This is a genomic window from Frankia sp. CoWAU3, from assembly GCF_977971855.1.
On sequence record NZ_CDWWXB010000039.1, the window covers coordinates 1 to 14,524 of the forward strand.

At 71.8% G+C, this 14,524-nt stretch carries 12 protein-coding genes; 7 read left to right on the top strand and 5 right to left on the bottom strand.

Annotated features, from left to right (window positions below; all coding sequences use genetic code 11):
- Window positions 1-168: 168 nt before the first annotated feature.
- The 3 genes from AC08ON_RS06170 to AC08ON_RS06180 all read left to right on the top strand — a co-directional run bounded on the left by AC08ON_RS06170 (window position 169) and on the right by AC08ON_RS06180 (window position 2,577).
- Window positions 169-1,443 carry a transposase gene (locus tag AC08ON_RS06170; RefSeq protein ID WP_476606952.1) on the top strand — a complete coding sequence of 425 codons (1,275 nt, stop codon included), beginning with the start codon at window positions 169-171 and terminating at the stop codon, window positions 1,441-1,443.
- Window positions 1,444-1,621: 178 nt separating this feature from the next.
- Window positions 1,622-1,948 (top strand): hypothetical protein, encoded by a 327-nt coding sequence (locus AC08ON_RS06175; protein WP_476606951.1) that lies wholly within the window; start codon window positions 1,622-1,624, stop codon window positions 1,946-1,948.
- Window positions 1,949-2,079: 131 nt separating this feature from the next.
- Window positions 2,080-2,577 carry a hypothetical protein gene (locus AC08ON_RS06180; protein ID WP_476606950.1) on the top strand — a complete coding sequence of 166 codons (498 nt, stop codon included), beginning with the start codon at window positions 2,080-2,082 and terminating at the stop codon, window positions 2,575-2,577.
- 142 nt (window positions 2,578-2,719) lie between these two features.
- On the opposite strand, the gene AC08ON_RS06185 is transcribed toward AC08ON_RS06180, so the two are convergent.
- The 3 genes from AC08ON_RS06185 to AC08ON_RS06195 all read right to left on the bottom strand — a co-directional run bounded on the left by AC08ON_RS06185 (window position 2,720) and on the right by AC08ON_RS06195 (window position 8,537).
- The gene (locus AC08ON_RS06185) at window positions 2,720-4,936 is read right to left on the bottom strand and encodes an acetyl/propionyl/methylcrotonyl-CoA carboxylase subunit alpha (RefSeq protein WP_476606954.1); all 2,217 of its coding nucleotides are present in this window, start codon (window positions 4,934-4,936) and stop codon (window positions 2,720-2,722) included.
- Window positions 4,937-5,191: 255 nt separating this feature from the next.
- Window positions 5,192-6,799: a carboxyl transferase domain-containing protein gene (locus AC08ON_RS06190; RefSeq protein ID WP_476606953.1), complete on the bottom strand. Its 1,608-nt coding sequence runs from the start codon at window positions 6,797-6,799 to the stop codon at window positions 5,192-5,194.
- A gap of 427 nt (window positions 6,800-7,226) precedes the next feature.
- A complete protein-coding gene (locus AC08ON_RS06195) occupies window positions 7,227-8,537 on the bottom strand; it encodes a DUF5925 domain-containing protein (protein WP_476606949.1) in 1,311 nt (436 codons plus the stop codon).
- Window positions 8,538-8,769: 232 nt separating this feature from the next.
- Between AC08ON_RS06195 and AC08ON_RS06200 the strand changes: the two genes are divergently transcribed.
- The 4 genes from AC08ON_RS06200 (at window position 8,770) to AC08ON_RS06215 (ending at window position 12,751) form a co-directional block, all read left to right on the top strand.
- Window positions 8,770-10,077 carry a DUF3710 domain-containing protein gene (locus tag AC08ON_RS06200; protein WP_476616609.1) on the top strand — a complete coding sequence of 436 codons (1,308 nt, stop codon included), beginning with the start codon at window positions 8,770-8,772 and terminating at the stop codon, window positions 10,075-10,077.
- Window positions 10,062-10,829 (top strand): hypothetical protein, encoded by a 768-nt coding sequence (locus tag AC08ON_RS06205; protein WP_476606947.1) that lies wholly within the window; start codon window positions 10,062-10,064, stop codon window positions 10,827-10,829. Before AC08ON_RS06200 ends, AC08ON_RS06205 begins: the two co-directional genes overlap by 16 nt.
- A gap of 249 nt (window positions 10,830-11,078) precedes the next feature.
- Entirely contained in the window at window positions 11,079-11,948 is an 870-nt protein-coding gene (cobM, locus tag AC08ON_RS06210) for a precorrin-4 C(11)-methyltransferase (RefSeq protein ID WP_476606946.1), read from the top strand.
- Entirely contained in the window at window positions 11,945-12,751 is an 807-nt protein-coding gene (locus AC08ON_RS06215; RefSeq protein WP_476606945.1) for a cobalt-precorrin-6A reductase, read from the top strand. The genes cobM and AC08ON_RS06215 overlap by 4 nt, the downstream gene beginning before the upstream one ends.
- A gap of 22 nt (window positions 12,752-12,773) precedes the next feature.
- Here the strand turns inward: AC08ON_RS06215 and AC08ON_RS06220 are convergent, their stop codons facing one another.
- Window positions 12,774-14,354 (bottom strand): precorrin-2 C(20)-methyltransferase, encoded by a 1,581-nt coding sequence (locus AC08ON_RS06220; protein WP_476606944.1) that lies wholly within the window; start codon window positions 14,352-14,354, stop codon window positions 12,774-12,776.
- The coding region (locus tag AC08ON_RS06225; protein ID WP_476616613.1) for a precorrin-8X methylmutase at window positions 14,354-14,524 on the bottom strand (171 nt) is incomplete at its 5' end. The genes AC08ON_RS06225 and AC08ON_RS06220, both read right to left, overlap by 1 nt.

Below are 14,524 nucleotides of genomic sequence, written 5' to 3' on the forward strand. Positions count from 1 at the left end.
CTCCAATTCATAGCCACTTAACGCAACAGGCCGTCACACCACGCGACCTTCGCGCAGCCCTGTGCTGTGACCTGATGTGGCACGCCTCGTGTCGTGACATGAATCGCCCGCAACCCCTGGCAATCTTGGTTGTTCCTGACGCAACCGAGAGGCCACGGAGCTACGGGCTTGGACGATCATACGAATGACGCGACGCGGTTGCTCGACATCGACGGTCTGACGGTGTCGCGCGTCGAGATGCTCGCGGGCAGGACACGGCAGGTGTGGCTTGCGACCGCGGACGAGACGGCGCGGGCGTGCCCGGGTTGCGGGGTGTTCGCGCGCAGGGTCAAGGGCGTCGTGACCACTCGGCCGCGTGACCTGCGCTACGGCCCGTCCCCCCTGCGACTGGTGTGGGTCAAACGCCGCTGGTACTGCCAGGAACCACTGTGCGCGAAGCGGTCGTTCACCGAGTCGCTGCCGGCGGTGCCGGCGCAGGCACGGTTGACGACCCGGCTACGCGAGCAGGCCGGCCGGCTCGTGGTCGACGGGATCTGCGCGACGGTGGTAGCCAGCGCGCGGCACCTTGCGCTGTCCTGGCCGACGGTCATGGACGCGGCGCGCGACGTGGCCGCGCCGTTGACCGACACCGCCTCACCGCCGGTGGACGTGCTCGGGATCGACGAGACCCGCCGAGGCCGGCCGCGCTGGCGGCCCGCGGACCGCGTTCCCACACCGGCGTCCCCCGAACCTGCTGGCGGCGCGCCCGCCGTCCCTGCGCCCGCCGAGACCGTCGAGCCCGACCCGGCGGGTGGCGAGCCGGCGAAGACCCGGGTGCTCGCCGACCGGTGGCATGTCGGATTCACCGACCTGGCCGGCGGGCAGGGCATGCTCGGCCAGGTCGAGGGCCGCACCACCGACGACGTCGCGTACTGGCTGGCCAGCCAGACACCGTCCTGGCGCGACCGGATCACCCACGTGGCGATCGACATGTGCACGGTGTTCGTCGCCGCGGTCCGCCGCTACCTGCCGGGCGCCACCCTGGTCGTCGACCACTTCCACGTCGTGAAACCCGCGAACGACGCCGTCACAGAGGCCCGCCGCCGGGTCACCACCCAGCTACGGGGCCGCCGCGGCCGCGACACCGACCCCGAATGGAAGATCCGTAACCTGCTGGCCCGCAACCGCGAGAACCTCACCGACCGCCAGCTGACGAAACTGTGGAACACCCTCGTCGACCTCGGCGAACCCGGCCAGACGATCCTGACCGCCTGGATCGCCAAGGAAGAACTACGCGCGCTGCTCGCACTCGCCCGCACCCACCCCGCCCGCACCGTGATCGCCCACCGGGTCGTCAAGCTCGACGCCCGCAACGCCTTCGGCTACCGCAACCCCGAAAACCAGCGGCTACGAAAACGCTGCGCAACCACCCGCCGAACCCGCAGATGCCTCAACCCCGCTTAACTTCGAAGAGCCGGTAATCCGGAACCCGACCGGCGGCGTCCCGGCGGCGGTTCACCCGACCGGAACGCGTCTGTCACCCGCGTCCTGCGTTCCCAGGCGTCATGGTTGTCTTCTGACTGGTTGAACGAGCCGCTCTGGTTGGACGAGCCGCTGGTGAACGGGCCTCGACGATCCCGTCATGACCGCGCTACGGCAGTGGTGCTCCCAGACCGAGACCACCTACCGCCTGGTCCGTTGGCTTACCGGCTGCCGGTCGTCGGCGGTGGTCGGGGTGGTCGAGGTGGTCGAGGTGGTCGGGGTGGTCGGGGTGGTCCTCGAACAGGATCCGCGCCATGGTGCGCGCCAGTTCGTGATGAAGCTGGACGTCGGCCCGACAGGCGACGCGGGACCCCAACCCGGCGAATTCGCGCGCCACTGGCGGACGATCGCCGACGCCCTCGGGTTCACCGAGCGCCACCTCGCCACGCCCGTCCATCAGCCGGTCGCGGTCGGCGATGGACGATGATTCGTCTTCCAACAGGTCGCGGGTGGCAGCCTTCGAGAGCTGGTCACGCTGCGCGCCCTGCTGGAGGCTGTCGTCCACCCGCGGCGGGCCGGGCGCCGGGGGGACTCCGGCAGCGGTCCGACGGAGACCTCGTGCCGCGGTGGCTGTTCCTGCTCATCGACCGGGTCCGATCGGCGGCGGAGGACTGGGCACGTCGGGCCGGTCTGGTCGACCTGTGGCGCGACCAGATCCCGCTGTCCCTGCTGGCCGTCGCCCTGACCTGCCTCGGACGGACATCCACCCGGCCGGAGGACCAGGGATGCTTCCGGCGGCTCGCGGCGAACAGCGCCGCGGTGTTCCTCGACCGGCATCACCCCGACAGCCGGCATCCGGACCGGCCGCACGAGGGCCTGCCGCAGAGGGATCCGCCGCACGAGGAGCGCCCGGACGGGGACCGACGCAACCCGGGCGAGCGGCCCTGGACGCGGATGACCCGACCGGGTCCGCGTGCAGACTCGCTCACCGTCCTGGTCGAGGCCTGTGCCGTGCCGGCCGCATTCGATCAGGCCTCCTCGGCCCACCTCGACCTGTCCAACCTGGCCAAGGCCGATGCCCGCAAGACGCTCCTGCGGCGGCTGGCTGGGCGCTGAGAGAAGGATTGACGTTTCCGGCCTGCATTGACTCCGGCGACCGACCCAGGGTGGCCGCCGCGGACAACGGAAAGGACAACGGAAAGTTGTGGAGGATTGAGCACGGTCCGACGGCGTCAAACCATGCTCAACCCTCCACATTTCACCGGGCCGCCGGAGCGACTGCTCCGGATTCGGGGTCGGGGTCGGCCGGGCCCGCCACGGACATCACCACCAGCAGCTGGTCCAGGGCGACGAGGTCGCCGGGCCGGACGAGTACTTCCTTGACGATCCCGGCGCCCGTCGCCGAGACGGTGTGCTCCATCTTCATGGCCTCGACGACGGCCAGCGACTGCCCGTCCGCCACGGTCATCCCCGGTGCGACCAACACCGCGGTCACCGTGCCCGGCATGGGGCTACGCGCCTGCCCGCCGGGCACCGGCCCGGCCCCGGTGCCCGGCACCGGAATCACCTCGGCCAGGCCCCACGCCCCACCGTCGCGGCCAAGCCAGAGGATCCCGTCGGCGGGCTCCCACGCGTAGGCCCACCGGGTGGTGACCGCACCGATCGTGACGAGCAGCTCGTCGCCGAGCTGACTGACCGATGCGGCGACCGGCGGCCCGTCGGCGATCCGGACCCGGGCCGCATCGGGGGTGCCGCGCGCCGCGACCCGCAGCGTTGACACCGTCCGCACCGCCCGCTCCCCGCGTCCCGGCTCCGCCCCATCCCCGTGGCCGTTACCATCCCCGTGGCCGTTACCATCCCCGTGGCCGTTACCATCCCCGTGGCCGTTACCATCCCCGCCCTCAACCCCGGCCCCGATCTCGGGTGGCGCGCTGCCACCAGGTTCGGCGCCGTCGGGGCCGCCGGACGGTACTGCCCCACCGGGCAGGGCGACCTCCCAGGTCAGCCACGCGGGCTCACCGGGCCGCCATCCGGAGGGGATGTCCCACGGGTCGACCACCGGACCGGCCGGTTGCAACGTCAGCAGCCTGGCCAGGGCGTATCCGAGGAACGCCTCGCCGGGCAGATCGTCCGGGGTGAGGGCGGCGAGATCACGTTCGACGAGACCGGTGTCGAGCCGCCCGGCGACGACGTCCGGATGGGCGAGCAGCGAGCGCAGGAAGCCGATGTTGGTCGTCACCCCGAGCAGGACCGTGCCGGCGAGCGCGGTGTCGAGGCGGGCGATCGCGGCGGCGCGGTCCGCGCCCCAGGCGATCACCTTGGCCAGCATAGGATCGTACGTGGTGCTCACGATGTCCCCGGCCCCGATGCCGGCGTCGACGCGGATGGCCGGCCCGGCCGGTTCCCGGAAAGTCAGCACCCTACCGCCGGTCGGCAGGAATCCCCGCCCGGGGTCCTCGGCGTAGATCCGCGCCTCCACCGCGTGCCCGGTCAGGCGGATGTCGGCCTGACCGAAGCGCAACGGCTCCCCGGCCGCGATCCGGATCTGCTCGGCGACCAGGTCCACCCCCGTCACCAGCTCGGTGACCGGATGCTCGACCTGGAGCCGGGTGTTCATCTCCATGAAGTAGAACTCATCCGGCGCGTCGGCGGACAGGATGAACTCGACCGTGCCCGCTCCGACGTAGCCGACGGCGCTGGCGACGGCGACCGCCGCCCCCCCGAGCCGCTCCCTGGTCCGCGCGTCGAGCGCCGGCGCCGGCGCCTCTTCAACAATCTTCTGGTAGCGCCGTTGCAGGCTGCACTCCCGCTCACCCAGGTGGAGCACGCTGCCGTGCTCGTCGGCGAGGATCTGGACCTCGACGTGGCGGGGACGGGTGATGAACCGCTCCACGTACAGGGTGTCGTCCCCGAAGCCGGCGGCGGCCTCCCGGCGGGCCGACGCGATCGCCTCCGGCAGCCGGGCGGGCTCGCGGACGATGCGCATCCCCTTGCCACCACCCCCTGCCGAGGGTTTGAGCAGCACCGGATAGCCGATCTGACCGGCGGCCTCGGCGATCGCGGCATCGCTCATGCCCGGCGCCGACCGGCCCGGCACGACCGGCACCCCCACCTCGGCCACCGTCCGCCGCGCGGTGATCTTGTCGCCCATCACCTGCACCGCGGCAAGCGACGGTCCGATGAAGAGCACTCCGGCCGTCTCACAGGCCTGTACGAAGGCCGCGTTCTCGGCGAGAAAGCCATAACCGGGATGGACGGCCTCCGCCCCGGACACCCTCGCAGCCTCCAGCACGGCCTCGATGCTGAGGTAGCTCTCCTTCGTGGGCGCCGGGCCCAGCCGCACCGCGACATCCGCCTCCCGGACGTGCCGCGCCCCGGCGTCGGCGTCTGAGTAGACGGCGACGGACCGGATACCGAGATCGCGCAGTGTGCGGATCACCCGGACGGCGATTTCACCCCGGTTCGCGACGAGCACCGACGAGAACGTCAGACCCGACGTTCCCGGCGCCCTCGGCGGCACGACGCCCGCCGACCGGACCGGCGTGGAATGGCCATCCGGACCGTGGCCGGCACCGCCGCCGTGACCGGCGGAACCAGCGGAACCGGCGGAACCCGCGATGCCGGGATCGCCGCCTGCGTGATTCGTGGCGGACAGATCAGCCGTGGACACCCTTGATCCTCACGATTGGTTTCCTCACATCGGATGTTTCCGCACGCCAGGATGTCCCCCTCACATCCGGAAGACGCCGTAGCCCACCGGTTCCAGCGGAGCGTTCGCCGCCACCGACAGGCCCAGGCCCAGCACCATACGGGTGTCGGCCGGATCGATGACACCGTCGTCCCACAGCCGAGCGGTCGAATAGTACGGGCTGCCCTGCTCCGCGTACCGATTCAGGATCGGTGCCCGGAAGGCGACCTCGTCGGCCTCGCTCCAGGCGACCCCCGCGGCTTCCATCTGGTCCCGGCGCACGGTCGCCAGCACCGCCGCCGCCTGCTCCCCGCCCATTACCGAGACGCAGGCATTCGGCCACATCCACAGAAAGCAGGGCGAGAATGCCCGGCCGCACATCGAGTAGTTACCCGCGCCGAACGAACCACCGATCACCACGGTGAACTTCGGCACCCGGGCACAGGCAACCGCGTTAACCATCTTCGCGCCATGCTTCGCGATGCCGCCGGCCTCGTACTCCCGACCCACCATGAAACCGGTGATGTTCTGCAGGAACACCAACGGGATACCGCGTTGATCGCAGAGCTCGATGAAATGTGTGCCCTTCAGCGCCGACTCGCCGAAGAGCACCCCGTTGTTCGCGACGATCCCCACGGGATGGCCATGGAGGCGGGCGGTCCCAGTGACCAGCGTCGTTCCGTACTCCTTCTTGAACTCCGCGAAACGGCTGCCGTCGACGATGCGCGCGATCACCTCTCGCACGTCATAGGGGATGCGCCCGTCCGTCGGTACCGCAGCGTACAGCCCGGCCGGGTCGACCGCCGGTGCCTCGGTCGGCTCCAACTCCCACGGCCGCGGCCCGCGCGGCGCGAGGCCCGCGACGATGGAGCGCACAATCCGCAGCGCATGGGCGTCGTCCTCGGCCAGGTGATCGGTCACCCCGGAGGTGCGGGAGTGTAGCAGCCCGCCGCCGAGATCCTCGGCCGACACCACCTCGCCGGTCGCGGCCTTCACGAGCGGCGGACCACCGAGGAAGATCGTCCCCTGATTCCTGACTATCACCGCCTCGTCGGCCATCGCGGGAACGTACGCGCCGCCCGCCGTGCACGAACCGAGCACCGCCGCGATCTGGGAGATTCCCAGCGAGGACATCCGGGCCTGGTTGAAGAAGATCCGCCCGAAATGCTCCCGGTCCGGGAAGACCTGGTCCTGCAGCGGAAGAAACGCTCCCCCAGAGTCGACCAGATAGACGCAGGGCAGCCGATTCTGTAGCGCCACCTCCTGGGCGCGCAGATGCTTCTTCACGGTCAACGGATAGTAGGTGCCACCCTTGACCGTGGCATCGTTGGCGACCACCATGCATTCCCGACCCGAGATTCGGCCAATGCCGGTGATGATGCCCGCCCCCGGAACCGGATCCTCGTAAAAGCCGTTCGCGGCGAGCGGGGAGAGCTCCAGAAAAGGACTCCCCCGGTCGAGCAGCGTGTCGACCCGGTCGCGGGGCAGGAGCTTGCCGCGAGCCACGTGGCGGGACCGCGCCTGCTCCGACCCGCCGACCGCCGCCACCGCCAACCGCTCCTGGAGATCGGTCACGGCGTGCCAATGCCCCTCGGCATTGCGCCGTCCCTGTTCACCCGCGGCATCGACCCGACTGGTCAGGACCGGCATGGCCGCGGACCGCCGGACCTCGTCGGACCGCCGCCCCGCGATGGTTCCGGCGCGTGCTGCGCTCACAGTCACCCCCACGGGTGGACGTCGGGCCCCGAAACAACGCCTCCAAGTTAACGACCGCTAACCTTGTCGTCAAGGCAGACGGCGGCGGGGACCGTCGGGCAGACGGCCGATCCCCGTTGCCGGACCTTCACCCCTTCACCGACATTCACCCACCACCGAGACCGAGACCAGGATCCGGCGATCCGAAATACACCGGTTGCTCCCCGGCGGCTAACTTTAGCGATGCCTGACCGGTGGCGTCCGACCGGGACGGTCCGGCCACCCGACGGCACCGCGCAGGGCGCGGCGCCGTCGGGCCGGCGGGACTACCCGGCCCGCTCCCGGCCAGGCGGGCCCGAATCGGGAGTACGGCACGCAGCCGTCACAGGTACATGCCGTGACGGGCGTCCGTGGTGGTGGGCCGCGGCAGGCCCCGGCCGTCCCGCAGCGCGAACAGCTCCGCCAGCGTCATGCTCGACCGGACCCCCTCCGTGGAGCCCAGCCAGGACACCGCCTCGGTGTGTGGCAGGGCTCCCACCTCGATCTGGGCGAGACAGCGGCCGGGACGGACAACCGCGGGATGCATGCGCAGCAGATCCTCGTTCGTGGTCAGGGCGACCAGCACCTCGCGGCCCTGCCCGACCAGACCATCGGTGAGGTTCAGCAGTCGAGAGAGCTGCTGGCCAGCCGCACCCCGGCCGTCCCCACGGATCAGGTCGTCGCAGTCCTCGATCACCAGCAGCCGCCACCGGTGGGCGGGTGGCTCGCCCATGCGGTCGGTCGCCGCGCCCTGGGCACCATGACTGTCCGCATCCCCGGACCCGGCATCCCCGGACCCGGCATCGCCGCTGTCCGCATCCCCGGCCCACGCGATCCCGCTGTCGGTACCCCCGCCGTCGGCGCCGCGGGCGTCGGCGCTCTCCCCCTCCGGGTCCCCGTCGTCGTCGAAGCCGATCGCGACCTCCATCAGGTAGGCGGGATCGGCGAACAGCGCCTCGGGATCCAGGACGCAGTCGACCTGGCACCAGGATCGCCATTCGTTCGCCAGGGCCCGCAGCACGGTCGTCTTCCCGGTTCCCGCCGGACCATGCAGGAGGATCAGGCGGCCGACCACGTTGTCCCGGCGAACCGCCATGAGCCGGTCGAGCGGGCCCACGGCGGCCGAGGCGTAGTTGGCGCGGATCGAAGCCCACGTCGTGGTGGCCGTCCGGCGGCTGGTCCGGATCGGACCACGCTGACTGGACAGATACCAGAAACCCATGTTGACGGCGTTGTCCGCACCGCTCTCGGCGACGGACGAGCGGAGCACGTCCTCGATCACCACCCGGGCGAGCTGTTCGCTCACCGCGGTGACGGTCACCTCACCACCCCCGCCGCGCCAGCGCACGGCTCGCACCGTCCAGCCCTCGCCGACCGCGAGACGTGAATCGCGGGACTCCTCGACAACCGCGCGCAGGACCTTTGCCCCTGACGGCAGCAGCGTGGCTCCCGGCCGGAGCCGGTCGACCCGGGCACTGCGGGCCCAGGGCTGCTCACCGGTTGTGAAAGGAGCCAGGGCGAGTGCGTCGACGACGTCGTAGGGCGTGTCCGAGTCGTCCAGGCCGACAACGAAAGGGAGCTTCATCCCTCCGCTCAGTGACTCGGAGACCATCCAGGACTTAGGCAGCGACGCCTTCTGATGTGGAACTGACACCTGTCCGATGGTCCCGGACAACTCAGCGTCCGGCCATCCCGTTGCGCGATTTACTCGGGCACATCGCGGGGGCCGTACACCGCCCGCGACCTGTCGCGTGCCTCCATCAGGGCCGATCCGAGGACGTTGCGGCCCGGCCAACCGCCCGGGGAATCTCCCGGCCCCACCACCGGTGCGCCTACCCTAAGTAATTCATCAGCCACTCCAGGCTTCTGCCTGGGAGGTGGTCAGGATGCCAGGAGGGCGACTCATCCACCGTCGGCGCCGACAGTCACCGCAGCCGGACGACCATGCCGGCACCGGGGCCGGTACCGGGGCCGGTAAGGGCGACGGTGACGCGAGGAAGCCCGGTGCCACGGGAACCGGTGCCACGGGAGCCAGCGCCACGACGAGCGGGGGCGTCCGGGTGGGCCGGGGTCCGTTCGACGCGGCGGACGCGCCCGATGACGGCCGGGCGCAAGCGGATTTCGGAGCTCTCGTGGTGCCGCGGGTGAACGGCACCCGGATCCGGGTCTCGGCCTCCGGGCCGATGCCCACCCTGGCCGCGATGGACGGGACATCCGTCCTGGAGCTGTCCGTCCTCGCCGCCCCGCGCAGCGGCGGCCTGTGGGCGTCGATCCGCGAGGACCTGGTGCTCTCGGCACCGGAGGACACGGAATGGAACGACGAGGACGGGCCCTACGGCCCCGAGCTGCGCATGCCGCTCGACACGGCCGTCGGCCGCCTGCCCGCCCGCATCTTCGGCATCGAGGGGCCGCGGTGGATCCTCTGTGCGGTCATCACCGGTGCGGCCGCGGTCGACGTGACGGCGGCGCCGCTGCTGGAGGAGGTACTGGACGGGCTCGTCGTCGTCCGGGGGGACGCGGCGATGCCGGTGCGCGAGCCCATCCCCTTCGAACGTCCCGACAGATTCGACCGTCCCGACCGAACAACCGACACCGCCGCGGCCATTCCGGAGCAATCCCCGGAACGCAGGATCATGACGCTGGCGCTGCGGGGAGCCAACCGCGAGGCCCCCCACCCGCGGCGTCGTGACCCGGCCCGTCCACCACCGGCCCGGCTCAGGCCCGTAGGGAGTCGGTGTACTCCACGAAGTAGACGAAGATCTGGACTGCGGCCTGGTAGAGATCGGTCCGGAGATGTTCATGGGCAGCACGCGGAGCTATCCGGTCGACGGTCCTCAGCCCAACGCCGGAAGCAGACGTGCAACGGCGGCCGTTCAGAGATCGTCTGTAAACGGATTTATCAAACCTGTTCACCATGCGGGAAGGATGGCGCGGTTCGGGTCGCCCGGGCCGGTCACCACCGGACCGGGGCTCCCCCCGGAGAGCACCCGGCACGACGGGCGGAGGTGCGGAGTGTCGGCCACGCTAGCGCTGGGTCTGCTGCTGCGGGGGCTCGTCTTGGTCGTGGTGGTTCGCGGTCGGGGCCGGCACGCCGTGTCCGGTCTCGGGCTGATGTTCGTCGGTGCCGCCATCGTCTACCACGGGGCGACGGAGGTCCTGCAGGTCCTGGTGCCATCCTATGGAAGGCGGGATAAACCCGGGCGAGGTGGGAGACCTCGGGGTCCGCCTGGACGGGAACTCCTACCCGTCGATAATCCTGCGACGGCTCCGCGACGGTTCTCCGCCCATCGGTCCGGTAACCCTGTGGAACGACGTCAACATCGTCGTCCCGCGTTTTCTCAATCCCGACAAACTGCATTCCGACCTGGAGTCGCGTTCCCTCAAGACGCGCCTGTCCGACACCTACGGGATCACCAACGCGTTTGACCGCCTGCCCACCCAGCTCGGCGAGCTGCTGCCCATCGGCGGTCCGCCGTGGATGGTGACCCTCGCGGCTCTGGCAGGATTCGTCCTCGTCCGACTGGAGTACGCGCTGCGCGAATGTCGCCATCCAGCGGCTCTCCTGGGCCTGCTGGCGCTGGTGGCCGCGATCCTGCAGTACGAAGGCGGGAGCGCGCTCTACGCGATCAACGGCCGCGGCGTCCTGGCCATCGCGGCCGGACTGTTCGTGTGGCGGAAACGACGGATCTTCCGGCCCGCAACGGTTCGGAGGCTGACCACCCTACCGCCGCTGTGCACCGGCACCCCGGCCACCGTCGCGCGGGCCGGCTCCGACGAGGACGGCACACCGACCGACCCGTCGCAGCCCGACCCGTCGCCGGGTGACCCGTCGCAGCCCGACCCGTCGCCGGATGACCCGGTACGGACCGAGCCGACGTCCGTTGGCAGGGACGAGGCCGCGGCGCAGGTCACGGCCCGCGGCCACGGCCCGCGCCGCAACCGGTGATGGGGTGGCGGCGCGGCGGCCGCGGTCTCTCTGACGTTCCGGAGGGCGATGTCCGGCTTCCCGTCGGTGCGCGAGCAGCCGGATCGCGACGCCCAGCGACGCCCGTGCCGGAGCGTCCCCGAGGGGGCTCGCCGCCGCCGGCGTCCTGCTAGCGTGCCCGGTTGTGCCCAGCAGCATGCGCCGAGCCGCCCCCGCCGCCGAGCTGCCCGGAGACGTCCAGCTGCCCGGAGACAACCGGCGGGGGCCGGCGTGACCGTGCACTTCATCGGGGCCGGACCGGGCGCCGCCGACCTCATCACCGTCCGCGGCCGGAATCTGATCGCGTCCTGCCCGGTCTGCCTGTACGCCGGCAGTCTCGTCCCGGTCGAGCTGCTGGCACACTGCCCGCCCGGGGCCCGTCTCGTCGACACCGCCCGGATGCCGTTGGACGACATCGTCGCGGAGCTGGTCGCGGCCGACGCCGCCGGTCACGACGTCGCCCGACTGCACTCCGGCGACCCGTCGCTCTACAGCGCCGTCGCCGAGCAGATGCGCCGGCTCGACGCGGCCGGGATCGCCTACGACGTGACGCCGGGTGTCCCCGCCTTCGCCGCGGCGGCGGCGTCGCTGCGCCGGGAGCTGACGGTTCCCGGCGTCGCCCAGAGCGTGGTGCTGACCCGCACGGCCGTGCTGTCCAGTCCCATGCCGCCCGGCGAGGACCTCGCCACCCTCGGCCGGTCGGGGGCGACCCTCGTGCTGCACCTGGCCGTGCACCGTATCGAGACGCTCGTCGCCGAGCTCGTGCCGAACTACGGTACGGACTGCCCGGCAGCCGTCGTCGCCTGGGCCAGCCGGGCCGACGAGATCGTGTTGCGCGGCACGCTCGCCGACATCGCCGGTCGGGCGCGGGCCGCGGGGCTCACCAGGACGGCCGTGATCATCGTGGGTCGCGCTCTGGCCGCGGAGGGTTTCCGGGACAGCTACCTGTACTCCCGGGAACGCTTCGGACCGGACGGATGCGTGTCGTCCGTTCCCCCGGCCTCCCCGGTTTCCCCGGCCTCCCCGGTTTCCCCGGCCTCCCCGGTTTCCCCGGCAAACGCCGCGCCGTGTGGCCCGGATCCCGCCCCCGGGGCTCGGTGACCGGGGCACGCCGCCTGCTGCTGCTCGGCGGAACCGAGGAGGCGCGCCGCCTGGCGACCAGGCTCGGCTCCCCGGATCCCGCCGGCACGGAACGCATCGAGATCGTCTACTCGTTGGCCGGTCGAGTCCGCGAGCCTGCGCTGCCACCGTCCTGCCAAATCCGGATCGGCGGCTTCGGCGGGGCGGCGGGCCTGGCCGACTACCTGCGGGCCGAACGGATCGATGCGGTGGTCGACGCGACCCACCCGTTCGCCGCGACGATGACCACGCACGCCGCACAGGCCGCGCGCGCCACCGGCGTTCCGCTGCTCGTCCTGCGCCGGTCGAGCTGGCGCGGGCAGCCCGGCGACGACTGGCGCCGGGTCCCGTCGCTGGCCGGCGCGGTCGCCCTGCTCGACCGGTTCGTCCTACCCGGGCCGCGCCCGCATTCCGATCCAGCCCCACGGGTGTTCCTGACCACCGGGCGAACCGACCTCGCCCTGTTCGCCGGCCTGCACCGACCCTGGTTCCTGGCCCGGTCGGTCGAGCCGCCGACCGGCCCGGTACCGCCACGACTGACCGTCATCCTCGATCGTGGGCCGTTCGACGTCGCCGGGGAGACCGCCCTGCTGCGCCGGCACCGCGTCGACGTCCTCGTGACCAAGAACAGTGGCGGAACGATGACCGCCGCGAAGCTCGCCGCCGCCCGGGACCTCGGTCTGCCGGTCGTCATGGTCGACCGCCCACCGCTGCCACCCGGGGTGGCAGCGGTCGACGATATCGACGCCGCCGTGGCCTGGGTCGCACCACCATGGCCCAGGTGACCATGGCCCCGGTGACCGGAGGCTAGGTGACCGGGTAACGACGTGGGGTGAACACGAGGTCCCGGCCGGGGCCGCGGCGCACCACCCGGGTCGTCGACGAGCCGATGAGCAGCAGGCAGCGCATGTCGACCTCGGCCGGGTCGAACGCACCGAGGCTCGTCACGGTGATGCTCTCGGTGGGACCGCCGACATCCCGGCCGATGACCACCACCGTGTCCGAGGGGCGGTGTTCGAGCAGCACCTCGTGGGCCCGCTCCAGCTGATGGCGACGGGTACGGGAAGCCGGGTTGTACAGCGCCAGGACGAAGTCGCCCGCGGCCGCCGCCCGCAGCCGCCGCTCGATGACCTCCCACGGCTTGAGTCGGTCGGACAGCGACAGCACGCAGAAGTCGTGGCCGAGTGGCGCCCCGACCCGGCTCGCCACCGCCTGCGCGGCGGTCAGCCCGGGCACGACCCGCACCTCGACGCCCGCGAACCGCTCCGCCGCCGCGGCCTCGACGACGGCCGTGGCCATCGCGAAGACCCCGGGATCACCGGAGGAGACCACGGCGACGTTCGCGCCGCCGGCCGCCAGTTCGAGGGCGAGCTCAGCGCGCTCGGCCTCGACGGTGTTCCCCGAGGCGTGCCGGCGCTGGCGTGGATCGACCGGCACCCGGTCGAGGTAGGGGCCGTAGCCGATGAGGTCGTCGGCGGCGGCCAGCGCCTCGGCGGCCTGCGGCGTCAACCAGCCCGCAGCGCCCGGTCCGAGGCCCACCACGACGACCTCCCCCGCGCCGGGCGTGCCGCCGGTACCAACGGCACCAGCCTTACCAACGGTGGGCGCCGTTGGTACCCAGTCCGCCTGCGACGCGCGCAGCGGCGCCGGATCGTCCGGCCCCCGGACCGGGCTCGGCAGTACCGCGAGCGAGAAGTACGGCACCGTGGCCGGGTCTACCGCACCGAGCGGGGCGATGCGCTGGCCGGAGGTGGTGGCCCGTTCCACGTACCAGGTGTCCGCGAGGCGTCCCGCGGCGGTGAAGGCGTCCCGGACCCCCGGGAAGGTCCGTCCCATCTTGAGCACGACGGCGGTGTCCGTGCCAGCGATACGCTCGGCGAGGACCGTCGGCGGCAGCGTGCCCGGCAGCACTGTGAGGACTTCGTTGCCCTCGACCAGCGGCCGGCCGAGCACCGCGCACCCCGCCGACAGGGATGTCACCCCCGGCACGACCTCGGTCGGGTACCGGTCGGCGAGGCGCCGGTGCAGGTGGATGAACGAGCCGTAGAAGAACGGGTCACCCTCGCTGAGGACCACGACGTCCCGGCCGGCGTCGAGGTGGACGGCCAGCCGCTTGGCGCAGTCCTCGTAGAACTCGTCGATCGCGCCGCGGTAGCCACCGGGGTGGGAGGTCGTCTCGGTGGTGACCGGGTAGACCAGCGCCTCCTCGATCTGGTCGCCGCGCAGCTGACTCGCGGCGACCGACCGGGCGATGCTGCGGCCGTGCCGGGCGCTGTGGTAGGCGATCACGTCGGCGTCACGGATCAGGCGGGCCGCCTTGAGGGTGACGAGCTCGGGATCCCCCGGTCCAACCCCGACTCCCCACAGCCGGCCCTTCGACGGCACCATTAATCCTCCTCGCTCGCGATCGCGTTGACCGCGGCGACCGCCATCGCGCTGCCGCCCCGCCGACCGTGCACGACGAGATGCTCCAACCGGGCCGGATCATCCACGAGGGCCTGCTTGGACTCCGCGGCGCCGATGAACCCCACGGGCACGCCGAGCACCGCCGCCGGTCG

Bases quoted from the DNA above. Each gene is read 5' to 3' on its own strand.
- AC08ON_RS06205 (WP_476606947.1), top strand. From the start codon at position 10,062: ATGGAAGGCGGGATAAACCCGGGCGAGGTGGGAGACCTCGGGGTCCGC.
- AC08ON_RS06175 (WP_476606951.1), top strand. From the start codon at position 1,622: ATGACCGCGCTACGGCAGTGGTGCTCCCAGACCGAGACCACCTACCGC.
- AC08ON_RS06190 (WP_476606953.1), bottom strand. From the start codon at position 6,799: ATGCCGGTCCTGACCAGTCGGGTCGATGCCGCGGGTGAACAGGGACGG.
- AC08ON_RS06220 (WP_476606944.1), bottom strand. From the start codon at position 14,354: ATGGTGCCGTCGAAGGGCCGGCTGTGGGGAGTCGGGGTTGGACCGGGG.
- AC08ON_RS06200 (WP_476616609.1), top strand. From the start codon at position 8,770: ATGCCAGGAGGGCGACTCATCCACCGTCGGCGCCGACAGTCACCGCAG.